The sequence below is a fragment of the Pseudomonadales bacterium genome (assembly GCA_024234615.1).
Taxonomy (GTDB): Bacteria; Pseudomonadota; Gammaproteobacteria; order Pseudomonadales; family IMCC2047; genus JAJFKB01.
This window is the reverse complement of the sequence record JACKNY010000001.1, coordinates 699,983-725,019: the sequence shown is the minus strand read 5'-3', so window position 1 is coordinate 725,019 and position 25,037 is coordinate 699,983. Positions and strand designations below refer to the sequence as shown.

At 48.3% G+C, this 25,037-nt stretch carries 25 protein-coding genes; 18 read left to right on the top strand and 7 right to left on the bottom strand.

The genetic code is table 11. The features are described from left to right. Positions 1 to 158: 158 nt before the first annotated feature. The 13 genes from H6995_03455 (at position 159) to H6995_03395 (ending at position 11,137) form a co-directional block, all read left to right on the top strand. Entirely contained in the window at positions 159 to 1,625 is a 1,467-nt protein-coding gene (locus tag H6995_03455; protein ID MCP5214048.1) for a TonB-dependent receptor, read from the top strand. A gap of 26 nt (positions 1,626 to 1,651) precedes the next feature. Next, positions 1,652 to 2,509 (top strand): TonB-dependent receptor, encoded by an 858-nt coding sequence (locus tag H6995_03450; GenBank protein MCP5214047.1) that lies wholly within the window; start codon positions 1,652 to 1,654, stop codon positions 2,507 to 2,509. Between the two features lie 54 nt (positions 2,510 to 2,563). Then, positions 2,564 to 4,147, top strand: coding sequence for a long-chain fatty acid--CoA ligase (locus tag H6995_03445; protein MCP5214046.1), 1,584 nt, complete (start codon positions 2,564 to 2,566; stop codon positions 4,145 to 4,147). A gap of 104 nt (positions 4,148 to 4,251) precedes the next feature. After that, positions 4,252 to 4,881 (top strand): NAD(P)H-dependent oxidoreductase, encoded by a 630-nt coding sequence (locus H6995_03440; GenBank protein MCP5214045.1) that lies wholly within the window; start codon positions 4,252 to 4,254, stop codon positions 4,879 to 4,881. Beyond that, on the top strand, positions 4,878 to 5,297 hold the full coding sequence (locus tag H6995_03435; protein MCP5214044.1) for a VOC family protein: 420 nt from the start codon (positions 4,878 to 4,880) through the stop codon (positions 5,295 to 5,297). The genes H6995_03440 and H6995_03435 overlap by 4 nt, the downstream gene beginning before the upstream one ends. 62 nt (positions 5,298 to 5,359) lie before the next feature. Next, the gene (locus H6995_03430; protein MCP5214043.1) at positions 5,360 to 6,376 is read left to right on the top strand and encodes a DUF2235 domain-containing protein; all 1,017 of its coding nucleotides are present in this window, start codon (positions 5,360 to 5,362) and stop codon (positions 6,374 to 6,376) included. 289 nt (positions 6,377 to 6,665) lie between these two features. After that, positions 6,666 to 7,238 carry a DUF4202 family protein gene (locus H6995_03425; protein MCP5214042.1) on the top strand — a complete coding sequence of 191 codons (573 nt, stop codon included), beginning with the start codon at positions 6,666 to 6,668 and terminating at the stop codon, positions 7,236 to 7,238. A gap of 31 nt (positions 7,239 to 7,269) precedes the next feature. Then, complete coding sequence (locus tag H6995_03420) at positions 7,270 to 7,746, top strand: hypothetical protein (GenBank protein MCP5214041.1); 477 nt, start codon at positions 7,270 to 7,272, stop codon at positions 7,744 to 7,746. A 9-nt stretch (positions 7,747 to 7,755) separates the two neighbouring features. Beyond that, on the top strand, positions 7,756 to 8,460 hold the full coding sequence (locus H6995_03415; GenBank protein MCP5214040.1) for a hypothetical protein: 705 nt from the start codon (positions 7,756 to 7,758) through the stop codon (positions 8,458 to 8,460). A 25-nt stretch (positions 8,461 to 8,485) separates the two neighbouring features. After that, on the top strand, positions 8,486 to 9,088 hold the full coding sequence (locus H6995_03410; GenBank protein ID MCP5214039.1) for a DUF3365 domain-containing protein: 603 nt from the start codon (positions 8,486 to 8,488) through the stop codon (positions 9,086 to 9,088). A 101-nt stretch (positions 9,089 to 9,189) separates the two neighbouring features. Next, positions 9,190 to 9,657 carry a hemerythrin domain-containing protein gene (locus H6995_03405; GenBank protein ID MCP5214038.1) on the top strand — a complete coding sequence of 156 codons (468 nt, stop codon included), beginning with the start codon at positions 9,190 to 9,192 and terminating at the stop codon, positions 9,655 to 9,657. A 26-nt stretch (positions 9,658 to 9,683) separates the two neighbouring features. Further along, positions 9,684 to 10,637 (top strand): DUF1722 domain-containing protein, encoded by a 954-nt coding sequence (locus H6995_03400; protein MCP5214037.1) that lies wholly within the window; start codon positions 9,684 to 9,686, stop codon positions 10,635 to 10,637. Next, positions 10,634 to 11,137, top strand: a complete 504-nt coding sequence (locus tag H6995_03395; protein MCP5214036.1) for a hypothetical protein — start codon at positions 10,634 to 10,636, stop codon at positions 11,135 to 11,137. Before H6995_03400 ends, H6995_03395 begins: the two co-directional genes overlap by 4 nt. Before the next feature lie 109 nt (positions 11,138 to 11,246). On the opposite strand, the gene H6995_03390 is transcribed toward H6995_03395, so the two are convergent. Both H6995_03390 and H6995_03385 read right to left on the bottom strand, forming a co-directional pair. Beyond that, positions 11,247 to 12,392, bottom strand: coding sequence for a DUF1570 domain-containing protein (locus H6995_03390; GenBank protein MCP5214035.1), 1,146 nt, complete (start codon positions 12,390 to 12,392; stop codon positions 11,247 to 11,249). 81 nt (positions 12,393 to 12,473) lie between these two features. Continuing rightward, on the bottom strand, positions 12,474 to 13,265 hold the full coding sequence (locus H6995_03385) for a M48 family metallopeptidase (protein ID MCP5214034.1): 792 nt from the start codon (positions 13,263 to 13,265) through the stop codon (positions 12,474 to 12,476). A 30-nt stretch (positions 13,266 to 13,295) separates the two neighbouring features. Between H6995_03385 and H6995_03380 the strand changes: the two genes are divergently transcribed. The 5 genes from H6995_03380 (at position 13,296) to H6995_03360 (ending at position 19,738) form a co-directional block, all read left to right on the top strand. Further along, positions 13,296 to 13,994 (top strand): ABC transporter ATP-binding protein, encoded by a 699-nt coding sequence (locus tag H6995_03380; GenBank protein MCP5214033.1) that lies wholly within the window; start codon positions 13,296 to 13,298, stop codon positions 13,992 to 13,994. A gap of 8 nt (positions 13,995 to 14,002) precedes the next feature. Continuing rightward, the gene (locus tag H6995_03375) at positions 14,003 to 16,573 is read left to right on the top strand and encodes an ABC transporter permease (GenBank protein MCP5214032.1); all 2,571 of its coding nucleotides are present in this window, start codon (positions 14,003 to 14,005) and stop codon (positions 16,571 to 16,573) included. 1 nt (position 16,574) lies between these two features. Next, positions 16,575 to 17,735 (top strand): carotenoid 1,2-hydratase, encoded by a 1,161-nt coding sequence (locus tag H6995_03370; GenBank protein MCP5214031.1) that lies wholly within the window; start codon positions 16,575 to 16,577, stop codon positions 17,733 to 17,735. 348 nt (positions 17,736 to 18,083) lie between these two features. Beyond that, on the top strand, positions 18,084 to 18,437 hold the full coding sequence (locus tag H6995_03365) for a helix-turn-helix transcriptional regulator (protein ID MCP5214030.1): 354 nt from the start codon (positions 18,084 to 18,086) through the stop codon (positions 18,435 to 18,437). Further along, positions 18,434 to 19,738, top strand: a complete 1,305-nt coding sequence (locus H6995_03360) for a type II toxin-antitoxin system HipA family toxin (GenBank protein MCP5214029.1) — start codon at positions 18,434 to 18,436, stop codon at positions 19,736 to 19,738. The genes H6995_03365 and H6995_03360 overlap by 4 nt, the downstream gene beginning before the upstream one ends. A gap of 153 nt (positions 19,739 to 19,891) precedes the next feature. Here H6995_03360 and H6995_03355 read toward each other — a convergent pair whose 3' ends face one another. The 5 genes from H6995_03355 to dinB form a co-directional block, all read right to left on the bottom strand. Then, entirely contained in the window at positions 19,892 to 21,163 is a 1,272-nt protein-coding gene (locus tag H6995_03355) for a hypothetical protein (protein ID MCP5214028.1), read from the bottom strand. 69 nt (positions 21,164 to 21,232) lie between these two features. Beyond that, positions 21,233 to 21,865 carry a thiopurine S-methyltransferase gene (locus H6995_03350; protein ID MCP5214027.1) on the bottom strand — a complete coding sequence of 211 codons (633 nt, stop codon included), beginning with the start codon at positions 21,863 to 21,865 and terminating at the stop codon, positions 21,233 to 21,235. A gap of 12 nt (positions 21,866 to 21,877) precedes the next feature. Beyond that, complete coding sequence (locus H6995_03345) at positions 21,878 to 22,825, bottom strand: ABC transporter permease (protein ID MCP5214026.1); 948 nt, start codon at positions 22,823 to 22,825, stop codon at positions 21,878 to 21,880. 79 nt (positions 22,826 to 22,904) lie between these two features. Then, the gene (locus tag H6995_03340; GenBank protein MCP5214025.1) at positions 22,905 to 23,789 is read right to left on the bottom strand and encodes an ABC transporter ATP-binding protein; all 885 of its coding nucleotides are present in this window, start codon (positions 23,787 to 23,789) and stop codon (positions 22,905 to 22,907) included. Between the two features lie 149 nt (positions 23,790 to 23,938). After that, entirely contained in the window at positions 23,939 to 25,018 is a 1,080-nt protein-coding gene (gene dinB, locus H6995_03335) for a DNA polymerase IV (protein ID MCP5214024.1), read from the bottom strand. Positions 25,019 to 25,037: the final 19 nt, after the last annotated feature.

Below are 25,037 nucleotides of genomic sequence, written 5' to 3'. Positions count from 1 at the left end.
GCGAATTGATACAGCGCAATCCTATCATCTTGTGTCCGAAAATCACATAATTTTGTCCACAACTCACTTCGACAACCCCATTTCATCGGCGTACATTAGGCAACAGGGATTTGTATATTAATAAGACAGAACAGGATCGCAATACAGAGGGAGTGAACATGGCCATAATCAATAAAATAGTCAGTGGTAAATATTTTGCAGTTCTAGCGATTACAATCTTTGTCACAACAGGAACAATAAATGCCGCGGAGCTTGAGGAAATTATCGTCACGGCACAAAAACGGGCGGAGAGCTTACAGGATGTCCCCATATCGGTAACCACATTAGCCGGCGTCAAAATGCAACAAGCCGGCATCAATAAGATTGAAGATTTACAGCAGTTTGTTCCCAATCTGCAAATGACCGAAACCGGCATCAGCACACAGGTTTATATCCGCGGTATCGGTACCGGTAATAGCCAAGGCTTTGAGCAATCTGTCGGCCAATATATTGACGGCATTTATTACGGTCGCCAACAGCTTATTCGAGCACCATTTCTGGATTTAGAGCGAGTGGAAGTGCTGCGCGGGCCGCAGAGTATTCTGTTCGGTAAGAACAGTATCGCAGGTGCGCTGAACATGACTTCCGCCAAACCCACCGAGGAGCTATCGGGCTATATCCAACTTAACTATGAATCAGAGTATTCCACACGCGAAGCGCTGGTTGCCGTGTCTGGAGCCCTCACTGACACTGTCAAAGGCCGGTTGGCAATACGCAGCTATGACACCGATGGCTATGTCGAAAATACCTTCCTCAACTCAGATGAACCGGAACGCGACGATCTCGCCATACGGGGCATTTTACAATGGGACGTCACTGACGATCTCGACATGACGTTAAAACTGGAGCGCGACACTTTCGATACCACTGGACGTCAAATCGAAATTATCAGAGATGATCCGGCACTGGCTGGCTCACCAATTCCTGGCGCCAATTACAATGTGATTCTAGGCTTACTCGGCCATCCTGGGGCGATTACAGAGTCGAAACTGGACTTCGAACGTCAAGCCGGTGGCTTCGGCGTGAAAGAGTCCAGTGATAACGAACTTGAGAACCTGACGCTAACTATTAACTACAACCTGGGCAAAAATACCCTCACCAGTGTAACCGGCTTCGTCAGCTACGAGTTTTTGGAGCTCTGTGATTGCGACTATGTCGCCGCCCCGGTATTCAGCGTAGTGCTCGATGAAGAGTACGATCAGTTTAGCCAGGAATTTCGTTTAACTTCGCCCGGTGGTGAAAATATCGACTGGGTCGCAGGTGTATTTTTTCAAACCAGCGAGTTGGATTTTGCCGATCGTATTGTGATACCTAGCAATAGCGTATTGGGTCTAGTCAGTGGCGGTGCCTTAGCGCCCATTAGAAGCACTCAGGTAGCGCGTGATTTTAGCTCGGATTCTGATCTTTGGGCGGTCTTTGGACAACTTACCTGGAATATTCAGGATAATTTACGATTAACGTTAGGCGCACGCTTCACTAGTGAGGAAAAAGATGGCTCACGAAAGGTGAGTGTCATAGATACCGCCACCGGCACCCCATCGAACCCTCTACTCGGTGCACCAACAATCTATGAAGCAGTTTTTTAATCATTAATGAACAGCGTAGCGGCCATATGGTTGCGAAGGATAGGGATGAGTCATCATTCACTCCGTTGATTAACCTGCAATGGGATGTGAATGAAAACATGATGGCCTATGCCTCCTATACCACCGGGTTTAAATCCGGCGGCTATGATCCACGGGCAAATAATCCAGCTTCCTTTGAGTTTGAAGAGGAAGAAGCCAGTGCCTTTGAGCTGGGTCTGAAAACCACATTTTGGGAAGGCGCGGCAGAACTAAATATTGCGCTCTACCACACCAATTATGAAGATCTGCAAATCAGCCAATTTGATGGTGCCTTTGGTTTTAATGTCAACAACGCTGCCGAAGTGACTATCGAAGGCATTGAGGTCGACGGACGAATCGCATTCACCGACAATTTCAATATTCGCTATGCCCTGGGTTTCCTCGACCACGAATTTGATAAATATACGGGTGGCAACTGTTATAATCGTCAAGTTCCTGACGGCGATTTTGGCGCCGCTGGCAATCAGCTGTGCGACTACTCCGGCAAATCCGGCCAATACACCCCGGAAGTCACGGGTAGTATCTCCTTCAATTACCATCAGCCTATTTCTGATACATTAAATATTGCGGCAACGCTTGATCTCAACTATACCGATGAACAAAACGTGCACGGCAGTTTAGATCCATTATCTGAAATCGACGCCTATACACAGGTTAACCTACGCGTTGCGTTGGAAACAGAAAGCTGGGAATTGGCTATTCTAGGCCGTAATTTGTCTGATGAGGAAATACTAACCTATGTAGATAACGTGCCACTTTCGGCTGGCACCTTTAAAACTAACACCTTCTATGGCTTCACTTTGCCACCACGCACGGTGACTTTTCAGGCGGCTTATCGATTTTAGATAACCTGTTTACCGATAAAAATAACATGGGGGTACCGAGATTTGATGGGAAATATGATGAGCATGCCGCTGACGATCACGTCAATCATGCGGCATGCAGAGCGAGTATTTGGTCATGTTGAACTGGTCTCGGTCAACCTGGATTTATCACGACATAGGTACAGTTACAAAGAATGTTTTCAGCGCGCCGCGCAACTCGCTGGTGCGCTAACAGGGGCTGGCTTAAAACAGGGTGATCGTGTTGCCACATTGGCCTGGAATGATCATCATCATCTCGAAGCTTATTACGCGATAAGCTGTGCGGGTGCCATTTGTCATACCATTAATCCTAGGCTGCACCCCACTCAAATTAAAAAAATTATTGGCAGCGCAAATGATCTTTTTTTGCTGATTAGCGCAGATCTTTATGCTGCACTTGGCAGTGATTTAGTGGCATCATCTCAGTTTAAAAAAATTATCGTATACCAATCTAAGCTTGCATTACAAAACGACAACCACGCCGATTACGAAGATTTTATCAAAGCCTATGATGGCAACTTTTCGTGGCCCGACTTGGACGAAAACCAAGCCTGCGGACTTTGCTACACCTCGGGCACCACCGGCGATCCTAAAGGCGTACTCTACAGTCATCGATCCACGGTTCTGCATAGCTATGCCATGGCTTTACCGGATTCTCTTAATATGTCGGTCATGGAAAAAGTAATGCCCGTAGTGCCGATGTTCCATGTCAACGCCTGGGGTATACCCTATTCCGCCCCTATGGTAGGCAGTCCGCTAGTATTACCCGGACGTTTTATGGGCGACGGCAAAGTACTCGCCGAACTCATTGAGCAGGAGGGCGTCACCGCCGCTGCCGGTGTGCCGACCTCTTGGATCAATTTACTCGATCAATTCAACAGTAAAGAGGATGGTATCAAAAAATTACGCTCCCTCAAGATGGTGGCGATTGGTGGCGCAGCGGCACCGGCTAAACTGGTAGAGGATATTGAAATACTCGGCCCGCTGGTTCGAACCGCCTGGGGCATGACCGAAACCTCCCCGTTAGGCTGCGCTAACGCAAATTCACCAATGCAGCCAACAACTATGAGTGACCACACCAAGGCTGGGCGACCAGTATTCGGGATCGAGTTTCGTATCGTCAATGATACCGGCGATGAGCTACCTTGGGACGGAGAAGCAACCGGGCATCTAGAAGTCAGAGGTAACTGGGTTTGCCGTCAATACTACCATCAGAAGGCCGATAATTGGGATAACCAGGGTTGGTTTAATACCGGCGATATTGCCAAGATAGACACCGAGAGCCGCATCGCCATTACCGATCGTGCCAAGGACTTAATTAAATCTGGCGGCGAATGGATCAGCTCGATCGAGCTGGAAAATATTGCCTCATCCCACCCTGCTGTGCGAGAAGCTGCTGTGATTGCTCTTCCAGACCCCAAATGGGATGAACGACCGGTATTACTGGTCGTACCGAATGCTGGCAAGAAAATAGAGGTTGAGAAATTACTGAGCTTTTATCAAGGGAAAGTCGCTAAATGGTGGATTCCAGACCGCGTTATTGAGATTGCTGAACTACCCTATACCGCCACCGGCAAGGTAGACAAAAAGCGACTTCGAAAACAGTTTGAAAATCCATAGACCTGAACCATAGACCTGAACCATAAAACCATAGCATTGGAATAAATGAGGCTTCATCATAGAATACCGACTGATACAGCAAGACACACAACAGGAGGTACTCCATGAGTAAATTGCTTTATATTGAATCTTCACCGCGCAAAGATCGATCAGCATCCATTGAGGTGGCCAACTCTTTTATCCAGGCCTTTACGCAAGCCAACCCTAATCATCAAGTCGAAACGATAGACCTTTGGAATTTGACGCTGCCCGAGCTGAACGGTGAACTGATTAATGCAAAGTACCGTATTTTGCATGGTGAGGATCACTCTCAAGCAGAAGCACAGGCATGGCGTGAGGTAGAAGAAATTACAGCAAAATTCATGGCGGCAGATCAGTATTTATTCAGCATTCCCATGTGGAATTTTTCTATCCCCTACAAGCTTAAACACTATATCGATATCGTCACACAACCCAGCCTGACCTTTAGTCATTCTCATCAAGATGGCTTTAAAGGCCTGGTAACCGGTAAGCCAGCAACCCTAATCTATGCTCGCGGCGGTGATTATGAAAGTATTGAAGCCAGCGCCATGGATTTTCAGCAGCCCTACATGGATATGATTCTTGGCTTTATTGGCTTTGAGGAAATTAATTCCGTCTTTATCGAACCGACATTAACGAATCCTGAAGCCAAAGCACGAGTGATCGCCGAGGCCAAAGAGCGAGCCATCGCATTCGCCGGAGCCTTAGCATGAAACCCCGTATTAGCATGATCTGCCTTGGCGTAAACGATCTTAAGGCCGCTATCGCTTTCTATCAAAATGGCTTAGACCTACCCCGTAAAGAACCTTTCAGCGAAGACATCGCCTTCTTTGACCTCAAGGGTAGTTGGCTTGGCCTCTACCCCTGGGACAAACTAGCGGAAGATATAACCATTGCCCAAGAGGGCTCTGGATTTAGAGGCATAACCCTCGCTCATAACGTCACCTCTAAAGAAGAGGTTCGCAGCGTCATTGAGCAAGCGGTAGCGGCTGGCGCAACCTTGCTCAAGCAACCCCAGGATGTTTTCTGGGGCGGCTATTCCGGGTATTTTTCTGATCCTGACGGCCATATCTGGGAAATTGCCTGGAATCCTTTTGACTGGATTGGCCCATTGGACACCGAAGATTAATCACCTTTTCTCAGCCTAACCGGCTACCATGGACAAATATTTTCTTTAACAAAGAGAAAAAGATGAAACGCATCGTGATCTGTGCCGATGGCACCTGGAACTCACCCGAACAAGGTGCCGCAACCAATGTATTAAAAATCGCCCGTGCCGTTCGCCCTCAGGCCAGCGGCATTGAACAGATTTGCTTTTACGACTGGGGAGTCGGCACTGATCGTAAAAAGATTGCTGGTGGCATATCCGGGGCAGGCATTGATAAGAATATTATGGATTGCTATCGCTTTATCGTACACAACTACGACCCTAACGATCAGCTCTTCTTTTTTGGCTTTAGTCGCGGTGCTTACACGGTAAGATCGCTTGCTGGTTTTATACGCAATTGTGGACTGCTCAAACGCGAACACGCTGACAAAATACCAGAGGCATTTTTACTCTATCGCAAACGCACTAAATCCAGTAGCCCCAATCAAGCCACTGCCGTTCAATTTCGCAAAAATTACGCAGTGGCTGATTTGACTCCTATTGAGTTTGTCGGCGTTTGGGACACCGTCGGAGCCCTAGGCATACCTGTCCCCTTCTGGGGCACATTGGGGGAACGCGAGTTTCTCTTTCATGACACCGAACCCAGCAAAATTATTCAGCACGCACGCCATGCGGTATCCATTGACGAAAACCGTGAAGATTTTGAACCCGCACTTTGGAGCAAAAAACCCGGCTTTGATATCAAACAAGTCTGGTTTGCCGGTGTTCATTCAGATATTGGCGGCGGTTACAAAGAGTCCGGGCTCAGTGATTGCGCCAATGACTGGATTATTAAACAAGCCTCAAGTTTCGGCCTGGAGTTCGAACCACATTTACTGAACGCCATAAAACCAGATCCTCTGGATAAAGCGCATGATGAGCGTAAAGGTATTTATTTAGCGCGCAAGAATTTTGTACGTAAAGTCAACGGGCCTGTGCATATAAGCGTCAAACAACGCTGGGATCAAAATCCGTATAACTATCAGAATAAGAGTAAAGCTTTGAGCGAGCTGCTCACATCCGTTAATCAGGTTTGGTCAAACGTTGAACTGGAAGATTAATCTAATTCTCTATTCCCACCATCAGAAAATTGTCATTCCACTTGACCTGGTCTTTGACATCAGTCTTATTAAAGGCCGTAAAATTAGCGTGTGTTCGAGTATCACTCGTTCATGTGATGCCATATTTCGGTTGGGAAGCGACGACTGCGTCTTTTTGTTGATTGAAACGAATTTGGCTCAAGCCTCGATTATCAAGAAAAATACCTGGAATCTATACAAAACAATACGCTAGATGCTCTAAACAAATCCTGCTAAATTCTCAATACTTAGTCTTAGGTTCAACATAATTATGTCTTTGTATACCTTGGTACATCAGTTCGTCACAACAGCGTTTAGCTCGGAGCCAGCGATTATCAGACATCTGGAACGAACCGAGTATTGGGCGCGAACGCTTCGCCCTAATGCCGATGAGGCCTTGCGTTGTGCTGCTGTTGCACATGACATCGAAAGGTCTGAACCCAATTCTGAGTCAAATTTGGTCTTTCGAAAGCGCCCTTTCCAAGATGCACAAGCACTGCGTTACCATCAACGCAGAGGCGCCGAAATTATTGGCGACTATCTGACCCAACAGGGTGTCGATAAAGTACAAATCCAGCGTATTCAATCCTTGGTTGCGACGCATGAAGTCGGTGGCACAGCAGACCAAAACTTTATCAAGGATGTTGATAGCTTGAGTTTTTTAGAAAATAATCTAGCGTATTTTGTAGAGAAACTCATCGGCTCACACGGCGTTACTGATGTGATTGCTAAGTTTCAATGGATGCATGGTAGGATTACTGATTCCACTATACGAAAATTAGCACAGCCTTATTATCTTGACGCCATCGCCACGTTAAATTCTGTACAGAACGCTCACCCATAAATATTTAACTCACCATTCAGGCCATCAACTTATGAAAAAACTGTTACTCATCCTCACTTGTCTATTTTCTTTTGCGCTAGCAGCCGAACCTACCACTGATCATTCACAACATCAGCATGGGGCATTACCTCTGCCTGAAGATATCCGCCCTTTGATTCAACAAGAAATGAATGAATTAAAACAGGCCATGGAATCCTTGGTATTTTTAGTAATCTCAGCACAATGGTTAGAAATTGAAAAGCTCGCGACTAGCATCGAAAATACCTTCATTATGAAAAAGACTCTCAGCAAAAAACAGATGCAGCAATTACATTCCGTGTTACCCCTCCCCTTTAAACAGTACGATAAAGCCTTTCATGGTTATGCGGGGAAATTAGCTGTCGCTGCAAAAGATCACAATATCGAGCTGGTTCAGTTTTATCGCTACAAAATGAATGAAGTCTGTACCAGCTGCCATGCGGCGTTCGCTAACCACCTATTTACTGGATTTAACCAGCCCGTGCAATAAAGCAACGCAATGCCAGACGATACTGGGGTGATTACCGCAAATAGTCTGATTTGCTGGCAAATATGTCAAAAATGCCGATTGGTTAGTTTTAACCAAGATTCGTTTGAGCGCCAGCACGCCAACACTCCCGGTAATGATAGCGAAATAAGTTGCCCAGCTTGCCATGCTGACCCAAGCCAAAAGCGTCCGTATTTCGACAGTTCGCTATCCGTTGCCCTTAGTTTTATACAGCACGCCTATCAGACGAAACAAAATCTTGAAGTGGTTGATACCTTAGCCACACAGGCTACGAATCAGTATCCAGTTTCAATCCTAGTATTTTTGGGTGTTCTACAAGAGCTTTTGCTGGATCACCTCCTGAGCCAATTAGCTCAAACACAGGAAACACCAAAAACAAACAGGTTACTCACGCAATACCAAGGCTACGAGCAAAAGCAACGTCTGCTATTTCCTCAGTTAGCCGGTATGAATTGGGAAACAGCTATGAGAAACATTCAAGAGAAGGCCACTTTCAATTGTTTAGAACTCAATCATAGACTCAAGCAACTGAATCATCTAAAACAACGTTTTATCTACCTGGCTTATGGATGGAATATCAGCCATCAACAGGCACTAGATTGTCTCAACTCGGTAGAACCTTTAATCAACTTACATGTATTATTGCATAACCATTTGGTTCACCCCTGCTACCCATCAAGTTTATTGCAGGAATGATTAATAGATTAAGCCGGAATAACCCATGACCCAGCCTTCGTTCAGACTACTAACTACACTCAAGTTAACGCTAACCTGTAGCTTACTTGCTTCCCTCATTGCCACTCCGCTGTCATTTGCACAACCGCAAAAAGAGGATATGGCGCAATTACAAACACAGGCTAAGATACTGGTACAGAAATTTAGCGGCGAGCTAAAACCCCAACTCAAAAAGGCATTACAAACAGGTGGGCCGCTCCAAGCTATTGAAGTCTGCGCAACCAGCGCACCTGAGATCGCACGCACTTTAAGCCAGGCAACGGGCTGGGATATTAAACGCGTAAGCTTGCAGCCACGTAACGATGAAAGCGCCCGACCAGATACCTGGGAGCACAACGTTTTACAAGACTTTAACCAGCGCCAGCAGGATGGCGAAGCTGTCGTCGAAATCAACTATTCTGAGCAGATAGATGGGCGCTTTCGGTTTATGCAAGCTCAGGCTGTAGAGCCAATTTGCTTGGCCTGTCATGGTCAGCATTTGTCGCCCGAAGTCGAACAGTCGCTAAAGAAGTACTACCCAAAGGATCAAGCGACCGGCTATTCGCTGGGGCAAATAAGAGGCGCATTCAGTCTGTCGAAACCGTTATAATATCTTGCGCGGGTGATACCTTACTGAGCGTTATTGACAACGACAAACGGCATAATCGCACTATTAACTCAGCCCCCAATATTCATTAGAAGACTCACCTTATGACAAACTCAGATAATTGGTTGGTACATGATCACTCAATGTACGAAGAGTTACTCTCCCAGTGCCAGGATGCCGTTGGCATGGAAGACTGGCGTAGTGCTGAGACCGCCTTTGGTGAACTGGTCTGGCATATGAAAGGCCATATGGCGATGGAGGAAGAGGTGCTCTACCCTGCCTATGACGCCCGAATCCCTACCCCTAACGGCCCCACCGACGCCTTACGGGATGAGCACGACAATATTGTTCGCTTAGTCTCTGATATGTCTCGTTTGCTTAAAAGTCACGATTCAGAGCATGTGTTTGAGTGCCTGACACATTTAGAAAACCTAATGATTAAACATCATGAAAAAGAAGAAGATATTTTTTTACCCATGGCAAGCCTGTTATTAGAGGAAAATCGCACTGACCTCATGCAGCAACTAAGCACCTTCGACGCCACTAAATCCAAAAGAAAGTGGAACGTCTAACAGGGCTGTATCTTGACAGAAACAAAATGACCCGCAGTTTACAAAAAATACAAATTGGTATCAGCAGCTGTCTACTCGGGGAGCAAGTACGTTATGATGGCGGCCATAAGAATAATAGCTATATTGTCCAAACCCTTGGCCAATACTTTGAATTCCATCCTTTCTGTCCCGAGGTATCAATCGGTCTTGGCGTACCCAGGGAAACCATCAGGCTGGTAGAGCAGCAAGAGCGCATTCTCTGTGTAGGGACAAAAACACCTGAACTGGATGTGACCGAAAAACTAATCCAATGCGCCAATGAACAGCAGTCCTGGCAACAATCTCTCTGTGGCTATATTTTAAAAAAGGACTCTCCCAGTTGCGGCATGGAAAGGGTAAAAGTTTATCGCAATGAACAACCGCAAAAGATAGGGGTCGGGTTGTATGCCAAGCAGATGATGAGTAATTTTCCACATTTACCAATAGAGGAAGAAGGACGACTCGGCGACCCCGTTTTACGTGAAAATTTTATTCACCGGGTTTTTATCTTTCAGCGCTGGAAACAAATGCTCAGCCAAAATGTTAAAGCTGCTGCCATCACCGAATTCCACGCCCGGCATAAACTGATACTAATGAGTCACGACCAGCATCAGTATCGTCGTCTAGGCCAGTTAGTCTCTACAATCAGCCAATGGGATATTGGAGAATTCTGCGCTCGCTATCTGACGACTTTAATGACGATATTGAAAATACCCGCAACTAGAAAAAATCATGTCAATGTCTTACAACACATACAGGGTTACTTAAAGCGCGACCTGGACAAAGAAGATAAAAAGGAGCTGAGTGAAACCATTGAACAATATCGGAGTGGCCTGTTACCCCTGATTGTCCCCATCACCCTGTTGCGACATCATTTTAGAAAATGTCCCAACGAGTATATTAATAATTCCTACTATATGGCTCCACACCCCGCTGAACTGATGCTACTCAATGATGTATGAGAAAAATTATTGTTAACGACCGGATGCAAAAGGGTTACGTCTATTACTTAACCGCACCGACGGGTGAGGATTTTGATGCGGAATTTAGGCCACAATTAAGCCCGCAACAGATGTTGGAACTGGGGGTTTTCGGCGGCAAATATTTGACCGATTGCAGGGCAGAGTTTCCTGCTGACTGGTTTAAACAGGCTAAACTTTCACCACGCCAAAAAAACCCTTCACTCAATTATTTTGGCGTCGATGCTTCACTACCACTGCGCGATTGGCGCAAAAAGGGTTGGATATACGCAGATGATCCACGCGGATGGTTTCAATGGTATTGCCGATATTATCTTGGCCGTCGCCTTGAACTGGAAGATCAGCGCCAGATTAAAAGATGGAAAGCGATACGCCGGCATGAAGGGGCTATACGGAAAAATTGCGAACCTTTTGATCACAACTGCCGTAAAAAGCAGCGCCAGGCCTTATTGCATTGGGCTTATGATTCCAGGCTGATTTGATCTCTGTCCCTTCTCCCTTTGGGAGAAGGCTAGGATGAGGGCTCTCACTCACTCTCTCCCTCACCCCAGCCCTCTCCCAGGGGGAGAGGGGGAATAAAGGGTACAAAACTTAGTAACGATGTGGCTGCGGCTCCTGCTCCAGCCATTTGCGCCAATCCGCTTCCAAGCCAGCCAATCCGCCGGGATAACTCTGCTCGATATAATCAACTGACGAAAACTGCCAGCAAAAATTCTCCGCTAGCTGATTCATCATACCCTGTAGCAGCTGCTTACCAGTATCTTCGGACATAAGAAAGTAAACCAGTGCCCAAGCCTGGGCATAATGATTTTGGAGATTACCGCTATACCATTGATCCGGCTTGAGCTGTATATAGTCTCGCCACGGCATCAATTGCCCGCCATTCACCAACTGGCGCAAATGTTCGACATGAAAAGTAACCGGTTCTACCTGCCGAAGCTGCCCACTAATATGCATGTGTTCAAAATATTCTGCCAGGCCCTCGTTAAACCAAACCGGTGTGTAACCATAGAGCCCCGCGACTATCACATGGGTTGCTTCGTGCCGCACCACCGCCAGCGTCTGCTGCTCGTTGTCGCCCTGAAAGACCACCGCTTCATTATGTTTGCTCGTATAAAATCCAGAGTTAGTCGATATTTGCGGCGCCACCTCGGCGCGATAGGCCTGGAATGCCTCCTGGCTGTCGATCAGTCTCACATTGAGCATTACCTGACGTAGGTGATCGAGCTGCATATCGCGCGATAAAATACCGTAAATTTGGCGCATGTCGGCGCTGACTTTGTCGCGAGTGAAAGCTGGCAGCGACGCGTTATCTTCAATCAGCTTTAAATTGAAATAGCGTTTGCGATTCGGATAGTGGACAGACATCTGTTCAGTGTTCACCAACTTTCCCGGTTCCTTATCGCTGAAATGCACCTGCCCGGCTTCATCCACCCAGCGATAGACCTTGCTACTGCTCGCTTCTTCTACCGCCAAAGTCTCAGTTTTACCGCAAGTATCGATCTGCTGAAAACCCTCTGCGCTTTGGTTGAATCTAGCCATCAACTGCTCGGCAGTAACCTGCTCTATTTCTTGCCGGACTCTAGCCACCGATTCCAACAACGGCATATCAGAGCGCTGCTGTAGCCAAGCGATATAATACGCACGCTGCTCTGGGCTGGAATAATAGAATTTCACCGCCAAAGGCAATATGAGCAAAAACACCAACACCAGAATATTTTTAATCAGCCGAAACAAACTCGCTCCTAGAGGTAGGCCCTCGCAAAGAAGAATCTCTCCCTAATTCTAGAAGCTTTATGAAAGTTTTCATCTTCGCCTTCAAAGAAAAGCACCGTATGTTCGTAACCAAGTCCTGGCGGCACGGTAATCCGGCACAAGTTGTTCGACCTCTCGCCAAAAGGCAGGACTGTGATTCATTATCCGGGTATGCGCCAATTCATGCAGGATGACATAATCACTCACATGAATCGGTGCTTTGACCAATTTCCAGTTCAGTGAAATATTTTTCTGCGCACTGCAGGAACCCCAACGCGTTCGTTGCGCACGAATAAATAGACGACTGAAGCTATAGCCATGCGTGTATGCCAGTTGTTCAATCTGCTCAGAAAGATAGGCTTTGGCAAGTTTTCTATACCAACTTTCCTGCTGTTGCTGTTGCGCCAAGTTGTATCGGCTAGTGATCATTTGCTGATCGTGGTCGATCACTTCCTCACTCGCCCTGATATCGGACAAATCATAGCCGCGACCAAACAGCAGCAGCTGACCCTCTTTAATACCTAATACCTCATGTGCAGGGCGTTGCATGCCAGCCCGTTTTTGCTCTATCCAGTGTTGTTTTTGCTGGAAAAAATGGCTGATGTCTCGCTCGGTATAGTGCAGAGGCACGACCATCTGCACCTTGCCATCGGCATGCACCTGAATTCTTGCCCACTTCACTTTGCGACGATTGATCACTAGATAGTCAGGGTATCCAACAGTGTCCGTAGGAGTTTTAAATAGAAATTTGAACAACTCAATAACATCCGTTTGAGAGAAAAATAAATCGTCACGCCGACCATTGCACAGATCATTGCACAGAAGGTGCAGTGATACCAGATTGAAGGTTATCATAGGGAACCCAGAGATCATGAGCCTATACGAATGACGCAAGCGTTAGTGGAAATCGAAAAGCTAGTTTATAGCCTGAAGGAAGGGGATATCACTCGCACCATCCTTGACCGTGTCAGTCTCGCGGTACAACCCGCTGAATCCGTCGCGTTACTCGGTCGTAGTGGCTCCGGCAAGTCCACCTTACTCAACCTTATCAGCGGCATAGACAAGGCAACCGAGGGCCGAATCCATATTGCTCAGCAAGAGATCACCCAGTTAGGCGAACCCGCGCTCACGCTGTTTAGGCGCCAACAGATCGGGGTGATCTACCAATTTTTTCATTTAATCCCCACCCTGACGGTAGCTGAGAATATTGCTTTAGCTTTGGAGTTGAATCGCTGGTCAGCGCAGGATACCAAAGCAAGAGTGGCCGAGCTATTAGAGCAGGTCGGCTTAACCGCTTATGCCCAACGCTTCCCCGATCAACTCTCCGGCGGCGAACAACAGCGAGTCGCTATTGCCCGCGCACTGGCGCACAAACCACCGCTATTGTTGGCGGACGAACCCACTGGCAATCTGGACGCACAGATTGGCCGCGACGTGATGGCGTTGCTCAATCGTCTGGTGGCGCAGGAGGGCGTAACGCTGATTCTGGTCACCCATAGTCAGGCGGTGGCACAAAGTGCAAACCGTATTTTGACCTTGGAGCAGGGCCAATTGGCGGAACGTGCCGGTGATTTCGCGTGGTAAGAACATTATTGCCAAAAACATTATTACTAAGATCATTGCTGACACGCACCAGCACCCGCCATTTAACACGCCACCCTTGGCAGACTTGGTTAGCCATATTGGGTATCGCTCTCGGCGTCGCGGTGGTGGTCGCCGTTGATCTGGCAAACGTCAGCGCCAAACGCTCCTTCGACCTCTCCCTAGAAATGGTAACCGGTAAATCCACCCACGCAATCTTGGGCGGCGTGCAGGGAATTCCAGAATCCTTTTACAGCCAATTACGCACCCAGCACGGCATCCGTCACATCGCCCCAGTCGTTTCCGGACAATTATTAATCAGCGACAGAAGCTATAGCCTGCTCGGCGTCGATCCCTTTGCGGAACAACAGTTTCGCGCCAGCGCCATTAATCTCTCGGCGCAAACGGGGCGTACTTTACTGTTAAGCCCCAATAGCATTGCGATATCCCAAGCCACTGCGGATATCTTGCAGCTTCGCGCCGGCGACCAGGTCGAGGCCAGGCAGGGCAATCAAATCCATAGCGTGCAAATTTCACGGTTGATTCCGCTCAGTCATCCGCTCGCGGCACAGGGCCTTGTCGTTGCCGATATCGCCGTTGCGCAGGAACTATTAAATCGTATTGGTTTTTTAGATCGCATTGATTTGATTGCACACAGTGACGAGGAATTAACGCGTATCAAAGCCCTGTTGCCGCCGACATTGGAAATCGTCGAGTCCGGTTCGCGTAATCAAGCCATCACCCAAATGACCCGCGCCTTTCACACCAATCTCAGTGCCATGAGCTTACTCGCGTTGCTGGTGGGCGGCTTCCTCATCTACAACACGATGACCTTTATGGTATTACAGCGACGCGCAACCCTGGGCACCTTGCGCACTCTCGGAACGACGCGGCGCCAACTCTTTGTGTTGGTATTAACGGAAGCGGCCATGTTGGGACTGGTTGGCGCCCTGCTCGGCTTAGTGCTTGGCATTCTGCTCGGTCAGGGCTTGGTACAACTGGTCACCCGCACTATCAACGACCTCTACTACAGTTTAGAGGTAACGCGTTTCATTATTTATCCCGGCTCTTTGTTGAAAGGCTTCTGTTTGGGGCTGCTGGCCAGCTTGTTAGCGGCGACACTACCGGCTTGGGAGGCGGCGCGCTCACAACCGGCCAGCGTACAACAGCACTCTAGTTTACAGCTCCGTGTGCAACGTTATTTACCTTTGCTGACTGGCTGCGGGCTAGTGTTAATCGCGCTCGGTCTCGGCCTCGCTTATGGCTCTAACACCAGCCTATTTGTCGGCTTTCTTGCCCTGGCGCTGACCATCCTGGGTTTTAGTCTCATCGTGCCGCTGCTAGTCAAGCTACTAGCCCTGGGCGTGCAAAAATCACTTGCCACTGATCGCACCGGCCCCATCGCACGCATAGCCATGCGCGGTATTTCCGCCAGTTTAAGCCGCGTCGGTTTAGCGGTGGCCGCACTGAGCATTGCCATCGCCACCACCATCGGCGTCGGTGTCATGATTGAAAGTTTCAGGGGTTCCGTGGCTGACTGGCTGGATCAATCCTTGAACAGCGATATTTATATCAGCTCTGCGGGCCGAGCGAGCAACCGCACCGATGCCGGTATACCGCAGGGGTTGACTCAAGCTATCGAACAGCATCCGGGAGTTGCCTCAGTTTGGCTCAACCGGGCAACCAAAGTCGAAAGTCAGTGGGGACCGATGCGTTTGATGGCGGTTTCCGATAACCCCGCCAATACACGCGGTTTTAATCTCAAGGCTGGCAAACCCGACCAGGTGCGCGCTGATTTTTTTGCGGGCAAAGGCGTTTTGATATCCGAACCCCTAGCGTTCCACCGCAAATTGGCGGTTAACGACCAGATTGAACTTAGCACTCATAGCGGCAAGGAATTATTCTCTATTTTAGGCGTGTTCTACGACTACACCTCCAGTCACGGTTTAATCCTTATGCCGCTTTCACTGTATCAAGAGCGCTGGCAGGATGGCGCCATTTCAGCACTGGGGGTCTATCGAAAAATATCGATAGATTCGCAACAACTAGCCGATCAAATCAGACAATTAAGCAGCCGTTACGGTATTGCTGAAAATACGGCGCTTACTGCTCAACACAGCCTGCGCATTACCGCCAATCAGGAAATCAAGGAGATTTCGCTCGCCATCTTCGACCGTACCTTTACCATCACCCATGTACTGCGCCTGCTTTCGATACTGGTGGCTTTTATCGGTATTCTCAGCGCGCTAATGGCCTTGCAGCTAGAACGTAGTCGCGAGTTTGCCCTCCTACGTGCAACCGGCGCCACGCCGAATGAGGTCAAACGCATCATCTATTTGCAAACTGGCGCTATGGGAATCTATGCCGGTATTTTGGCGATCCCTCTCGGCTACCTGATGTCAAGGTTGCTCATTGATGTGATCAACCTACGCTCCTTCGGTTGGAGCATGCAGCATCAGCTGTCGGTCACCGTTCTGCTGGAAGGTGTCGCGCTCGCCCTCGTCGCCTCACTGCTGGCGGGTATTTATCCAGCACGGCATGCTGCACGCCTTAGCATCGCACAGTCATTACGGGAGGAATAGCATGTCGTTCTCCCGCCACCATCCCCTACTCTGCTCGCCCGGAAATCCTATTACGCGGCTATTCGCTTTGCTCTGCGTCAGCTTGCTTTTGTTTGGGTGTCAGCCAACGGCGGAAGACAATTCACTACAACGTGCGCTGAGCAACAACGACATCGCCGGTTTTCAGCGTGCACTCAATCCCCGTGCTTTCACATTCCCACAGGATCATGCCGCCCACTCCGGCTACAAAAACGAATGGTGGTACTTCACCGGCAATTTAAATACCGCTGAAGGGCGGCGCTTTGGTTATCAGGTCACTTTTTTTCGCATTGCCCTCTCCGCCGAAATACCCAAACGACAATCCGCTTGGGCCGCCGATCATATCTGGATGGCGCACACCGCTGTCACCGATATCGATTCCGGGCAGCATTGGCATGATGAAAGATTTTCTCGAGAGGCTGTCGGCTTGGCGGGAAACACATCGACACCATGGCGGGTTTGGTTGGACGACTGGCAACTGTTAGCTAATTGGGATAAATTCCCTTGGCAACTGGACATCAACACTGATCATTTTTCTCTCGCATTAACCATCAGCCCCGACAAAAAAATAGTTTTACAGGGCGAGCAAGGCTTAAGCCGAAAAAGCTCCGAGCCAGGCAATGCTTCCTACTATTACTCCATCACTCGACTTGCGACCTCTGGAACAATCCGCATCGGCAAGGAAAGTTATCCGGTAACCGGCGCCAGCTGGCTCGACCGCGAATGGGGCACCAGCCTGTTAGCGCCGGATCAGCAGGGCTGGGATTGGTTCTCCCTGCAATTCCATTCCGGCGAAGAAATGATGTTCTACCAGCTACGCAAAAAAGATGGCGGCATCGATACCAACAGCCAAGGCAGTTGGATCAGCCCATCGAGCGAAAAAACCACTATTCAGCCCGAACAGATCGATCTTACCCCGCTCGATTGGTGGCAAGCGCCTAACGGCGCAAACTACCCAATTCGCTGGCGCATCAAACTTAATGCCCCCTCTGGCCTGCCCGCGAAAGAATGGATTGTTCAAGCCGCTATCCCTCGGCAATGGATGAACACCAGCATTAAATATTGGGAGGGTGCCGTGATTATTTTCGATGGTGAGGGCAAACAAGAACTGGGCCGTGGCTATTTGGAAATGACTGGGTACTGAGTGGCACTGGCTTAAGCTTAAGCTAATTCAACTACAAAATTCCTTCTCCTTGAGGAGAAGGCTAGGATGAGGGGGGGGGGTGGATTAAAGGCTCTACACAGGACTGTTTCCACCCTCACCCCGGCCCTCTCCCACCAGTGGGAGAGGGAGGTAAACTCTTAAAGCAGTGCCATTCACTGGGTATTTAGCCATTTTATCTTTAACCAGATAAGACATCATTATTGATGCCTTATGTAAAATTAGATCGTTAACCAATCATTTTTGATATCTAAAATAAAATTGCATAATTACTCATTAGTGATATATTAAAGCGTGAAATTAAACTAAACAAATCAATTTTGATGCCTTATGAATATTTCAAAAGATATGTCCGATAAAGCCACCCTGCTGGAACTAGGCGCCAGAATCTCCCGCTGTCGGCTCAATCAAAATATGACGCAGCAAGCATTGGCCATAGAAGCCGGTGTCTCCACACCAACCATACAGCGGCTGGAGCAAGGTCATTCTACCCAGCTTGCCAATTTCATTCGCATTCTGCGCGCACTGGATATGCTGGAGCAGTTTGATAGCTTGATTCCTGAGCCTAACATTAGCCCTATACAGCAGCTTAAAATGAGCGGAAAAATACGCCAACGCGCTTCTCTACCCGCCAAGGGAAAACCTACAACAACACCGACCTGGGAATGGGGAGATGAAAAATGACCATCGCCCGCGTTGAACTTTGGGGTCGCACTATCGGCGCGGTGAGTTGGGATCGGGATAAAAACTGCGGATACTTCGAATATGAACCGGCCTTTATCAATAGCAAAATCGAAATCGCGCCAATTCGAATGCCGCTCTCTAAACAAATCTATTCTTTCCCTAATTTGGCCTACCAGACATTTCATGGCTTGCCCGGCCTGCTCGCGGACTCCTTGCCGGATCGCTTCGGTAACGCCCTGATCGATACCTGGCTTGCCAAGGAGGGGCGTAGCCCTGAGAGTTTTAATCCAGTCGAGCGCCTTTGCTATACCGGAAAACGTGGTATGGGTGCGCTTGAGTTTAGTCCCGCCATAGGCCCGTCACAACAGGATTCACAACAGGTCGAGCTACAAAAACTGGTTGAACTGGCGGGGGAAATACTTACCCAGCGCAGCGCTTTGGATGGTTCCTTCAACACCCCCACCAGAGAGAAGGCATTGTTGGATATTTTGCGCGTCGGCACGTCCGCCGGTGGTGCAAGAGCCAAGGCCATTATCGCCTGGAACCCGGACAGCAACGAAGTCCGTTCCGGACAGGTGGCGGCTGGCGAAGGTTTCTCCTATTGGTTACTCAAGTTCGACGGAGTTTCTGGCAACAAGGATAAAGAACTGGAAGACCCCAAAGGGTACGGGTTGATTGAATATGCCTACTATAAAATGGCGCTGACTGCGGGTATTGAGATGAATGAGTGTCGTTTACTCAGGGAAAACGGACGCAGCCATTTCATGACCAAGCGTTTTGATCGCAGCGATAGCGGCCAAAAAATACATATGCAGTCACTCTGCGCCATCGCCCATTACGACTTCAATCAAGCGGGCGCCTATTCCTATGAACAGGCACAGCGTGTCATCCGTCAGCTTGATCTACCTATGGCGAGCATCGAGGAACAATTCCGGCGCATGTGCTTCAATATTCTGGGGCGCAACCAGGATGATCATGTAAAGAATATCGCCTTCCTGATGGACAAGGCCGGCCAATGGTCTTTGTCGCCCGCCTTTGACCTCACCTACAGCTACAACCCCAGCGGCAACTGGACCGATTCTCACCAGATGTCGCTCAACAGCAAGCGTGATAATTTTATGTTAGAGGATTTTATCGCCTACGCGGAAAATGCCGCGATGCGACGCGGCAGAGCGCAGGAAATATTAGATCAGGTTCAGCAGGCTGTGCTGGCATGGCCGAAATTTGCTCAGGAAGCCGGTGTACCAGAACAGAATAGCGCCCGTATTGCGGCAACACATCGAACCGACATCCTTAATTAATCCGACTTCAATTTTTTGAATATTCAAACACTTAAGCCGCACGATCAAACCAGCTCACCAAGAACACATCCAAACAAAACAGCGACAAGAATAGCAAAACTGCCGACACGGCAGCTTCCGTTGGTGATATGAATACTGAAGGGATAAATAACGTTACTGAATAGCCTTTGCGGCACGTTGTGTAATAAAAACCACCACCAGGGTCTCTATCGAAAAGCTTAATACCATTACCAGTGGTGCGGTCCAACTGTTGAGCCAACCCAACATCAAAAATAGCCAGCAGCAGAGCAATACAGTAGTAATTCTAAAGGCACTGCCCACCGCAATACCCTTGGTTTGTTTATACACCAGCAGAAGTCCATGGTAATAGTTTCGTACCGCAAGAATCGCTGGAGTTAACAGCACTACCATCAATGTTTGTTTAACATGAAGGTATAACATATCACTCAAGCCTAACCATTGCTTAAACACCACTTGATCCAACGGAGTGAAAATCAAACTGGCCATAACCAATGAAAAAACAACTGTCACAAACGCTATGAAACGGCGCTTTTCGCGCAGATTTTCCAACCCCAAGGACGGCAGAAGACTCCGAAATTGATTTAATGCCATCTGTGAAATCATAAAGAAATCCAACCCTACGCGCAGTGCCGCAATGGTAATCAACGCATCGGGGGTACGGCTGACGAAAGCATAAATCAACGGCCGACCCAGACCAAAGGTCATACCGGTAAAACTCACTGGCCAAAAATAGCGGAACAAATCAAGATACCTGGGCTCGGTAAAACCTTGTTCTCGCTCAGGAATATAAAATTGAGAATAGGCGAGCATGGCGCAAATCAGCATACCCGCAGAAGCACTTAGTTGGGCCGACACTAACGTAAGGTAGGCAGGCCAAGCTTCTCGATAACCGTAAAGACAGACGACTACACCTAGCCCAACGCCAACAAAGGCGCAAACTGAAACCAAGCGGGTTTGATCATTTTGGGTTAGCAATCCGGCAAAATAATGAAACAACGTGCGCAGTAATATGGTCGGAAACAAATAGACTAAATAGCGGGACACCTCAGCTAATATATCGCCCTCTATACCATAGGCTGCAGCAATCCATTGCTGCCCTAGCGCAGTGACGCCAAGAAAACAGGCAAAGGCTGAAAATAACACGCCCGTGCTGAGGCAAAAACGTAGCACCCGCCGCCGGGCTTTACGGCTACGCGCGTAAACCATCACCATCTGCGGCATAAAAGCCATGGCGACTTCGAGGAAATGGATAAAACTAATCGCGTAAGCGAATACCGCCAGCTCGCGCTCGGCATTGGGGTAGCGCGCCAGCACCGCATTGAAAACCTGTAACCCCAACAACAGAAAACAGGCGGTTAACGCCAACGGCCAATAAAATGCCCAATAGCGCCTATAAAGATGCATTTAACAACTTACCAATTGCATACGACCCAGCAAACACAGTGGGAAAAGATAGCCTGATAAAACCCAGGGCTAGCGGTAACTCAGATGAAACACATGCTCCGTTGCATCCGTACCACGCAAATCAAAATACTGGCTATCGAGAGTTTGAACCTCACAGTCATTACCAAACAAACGCGTCACGTCATCCTCACTGACAGAAAAAGGAGGCCCTTCCGCAGCGCCGGGGAGGTATTCAAAGGTAATCAGCAAGGTTTGTGCCTGAGCGGGTAGCAGTTCGGCAAGCAACCGGACGTAATCCTCGCGCATCTTAGGTGGCAACGCAACTAACGCCGCCCTATCGTAAACACCAGCCACGCCTGCCAAATCAGCGGCCGTCAAAGCAAAAAAGTCACCAACCAATAACTCTATATTTTCCATCTGGTAACTTTTGAAAGCGCCCTTTTGACTAATCTCGGGCGTCACACCAAATTCTTCGAAAAACTCCCGCACTGCAGTTTCGCTCAGCTCTATGCCGAGTATGCTGTGGCCACGCTGCGCCAACCAAAGCATATCTTTAGATTTACCACATAGCGGCACCAGCACTCTACCGCCGCTGGGTAGTCCAAGTAATCCCCAGTAATCGACAAGAAAACGATTGATTTCCATCTGATGAAATCCAATTTCCCTAGCTGACCAACGCTGATGCCAAAAATCCGCTTCCACCTTGTTTCCTCCTTACTTTTCATTCCATCTAAATAGAAAGGCTGCCACGCCAAGAAAAATCAGACTCATTGCCGCTAGCACCCAAAGGTGGTGACTGACCGCCACTATGCCTGCGCCATTAATCATAATCTCCCGCGCCGCCTTCACCATATGGGTTAAAGGCAGCAGGTTGGAAACGCTAACCAGCCAGTCGGGTGCATCATCCAACGAAAACCATACCTCCGACAACAGCATCATCGGAAAAGATAAAAAATTCAGCAGGCCATTGGCCAGTTCTTCACTGGCAATACGACTGGCCACAATTAATGCCAAAGAAATCATCGAAAAGATACCCAGCACAGCGACCAGAATAAGCGTCAAATAATTACCTAGCATCAAGAAATTCAAAAAATAATTACAGCCGGAATAGACTAACACTGCCACGATCAAAAGCACTGTCAATCGCGATACCACCTGTGCCGTTAAGAAATGCATAGGGGTGATGGGAGTCGCTTGTAGGCGTTTAAGCACACCATTTTTGCGGTAACGAACGATGACAAAACCAATCCCGAACAGCGCACCGAACATGACATTCATTCCCAGCACGCCGGGAATCACCCAGTCAACATAGCGAATCTGACGGCCACTTACCGTTTCGCGCACAAAGACTGGATCAGCGGTTGCCAGTAAAAGTTTTTCCAGCACATGGGCTTTAGTGGAGGTTTCATTAATCCAGTAGCGCTGCGGTTGCGTCGCCGAAAACAACATATCTAATTGATGATGCCTAATCCGCTCCAGTGCCTTATCAAAATCCTGATACTCAACGGTGCCGATAAATACTTCATCGGTTAACTGAAAATGATGGGTAGCCTGATCCGCCGGTTGGTAAATACCAACTTTAAATATTTCCTGATTATCCTTGGAAAAGGAAATGCTGATGGCAGCGACGACACAAACCGGAAACACCAACGCCCAAAGCATAGTGGTTCGATCGCGATAAAACTCCTTGGTACGCGCTATAGTTAACGCCCAAACCACCTGGACAAAGCTTAAGCTGGATCTAGTCACGCAAACTATGCCCCGTTAATTTTAAAAATAAGTCCTCCAGGGTAGGATTTCTGACACGTAAAGAGTGCAAACGAATATCCTGTTGGATCAAGTTTTGCAGAGTGGCTTCCACTGATTTGCTTTGAATTTCAACATGACCATTATGAGTCACCAACGGTTCGTCAAAGTAACCCTGCTTGGGATGAAAATCCTCTTTATCGATACAGACATAAAAATAGTCAAAATGAGTTTTCATCAATTTCTGCGGCGGACCTTCGGCGATAATTTTACCGTGATCAATGATCACCAGATAATCACAGAGTATTTCCGCCTCATCCATATAATGCGTCGTCAGTACGACATTTTTGCCCTTACTTTTGATGCGCTCAACCAATTTCCAGAGGTTACGCCGCGACTGCGGATCGAGACCAGTGGTCGGCTCATCCAAAAACACAATTTCAGGATCATTCACCAATGACAGCGCGAACATCAACCTTTGTTTCTGACCGCCGGAAAGTTTATCTGCGGGTGTCTTTAACAAGGGTTCCAAATCACACAGGTCAATCAGCTTCTGCATAGGGATGGTTTTCGGATACAGGCTGTGAAACAGCTCCAAAATTTCCCGCGAAGACAACCGCTCCATCACCGAGGTCGATTGAAATTGAATACCTGCCTCCAAGGTGAAGCTTTTATCCCTCGGTTTACCCCGGTAAATAATTTCACCGCTAGTAGGCTCAGTAATCCCTTCAATCATTTCAATCGTCGTGGTTTTTCCTGCGCCGTTAGGTCCTAACAAACCAAAGCAGATACCGGGCTCAATTTGAAAGGAAATATCATCAACCGCAACCAGATTCTTAAAGGTTTTTCTCAGGTTACGCACTTCTAATACTGGGGGCATTGACGAATGACTTAGTAGTATTTGGGAAACGGGGAAACAAATGTTTGCGCATTATGGCAATAAAACGAACAAAGAAAAACGGCTTTAGCCAAAATTCAGCGAATCAGCTCATAAAACCTACCCCTGGGATCGACTCTAATGGAGTCGCGCTAGCTAATCGCCAACGGTAACTCCAACTGCTCTGGATTTCCCTCTTCCTGTAAATCCACAAAACGTACGCCGACACCCAGCAATCGTACCGGTAATTCACCACGCCCGAAAGCCGTTGTCATTAACGTATGGTAATTCGCTTCATCTGCTACCGTGCTCAAACATTCAACCGTCGTCGACTGAAAATTATTAAACTTCATTTTCACATACTGCTTCGTCACCAAATAATGCTCATCCACCCGGCGCAAGCGCGAGCGCAATTGCAGCAACAGTTCCGGTAGTTGCTTTAAGCAGGCATCCAGGTTTGGTAAATCATCGTTATAGGTATGCTCTACGCTCAAAGACTTTCGGCTCTGACTCGGCTGCACCGCGCGTTCATCAATACCGCGGCACAACGCATAAAGGCTGGCGCCGAATCTACCAAAACCCTCGGCTAACTCAATAGCTGTAAAAGCCTGCAAATCCCCGCAGCTCTCAGCCCCAAAACGTAAAAGCTTTTCCGCAGTAACCTTACCCACACCGTAGATACGCCGCACCGGCAACTCCCGCACAAATGTCTCCACCTGCTCTGGCAAAATCACTGTTTCCCCGTCCGGCTTGTTCCAATCGCTTGCCACCTTCGCTAAGAACTTGTTTGGCGCCACCCCAGTGGAGAGTGTAATGCCTACCTCCTGCTTTACCCTCATCCGAATTTCCCGCGCCATCAACGTCGCACTACCTTTACACTTATCCGATTCCGTCACATCCAGATAAGCCTCATCCAGCGAAAGCGGTTCCACCAAATCCGTGTAGGTAAAAAATATCTCGCGAATACGCCGAGAGGCTTCGCGATATTTATCAAAATTGGGGGGCAATATGACTAACCCGGGACAGAGTCGTCGCGCATAAGCTGAAGGCATCGCCGAACGTACGCCCTGCTCTCTCGCCGCATAGTTACAGGTGGCGATAACACCCCGCTTATCCGCTGCACCACCAACCGCAACCGGCAACGACTTTAACGACGGATCATCACGCATCTCTACCGACGCGTAAAAGCAATCGCAGTCACAATGGATTATTTTACGAGTTAAAGCCGTCATGAAGCAGCATAGCAACCAG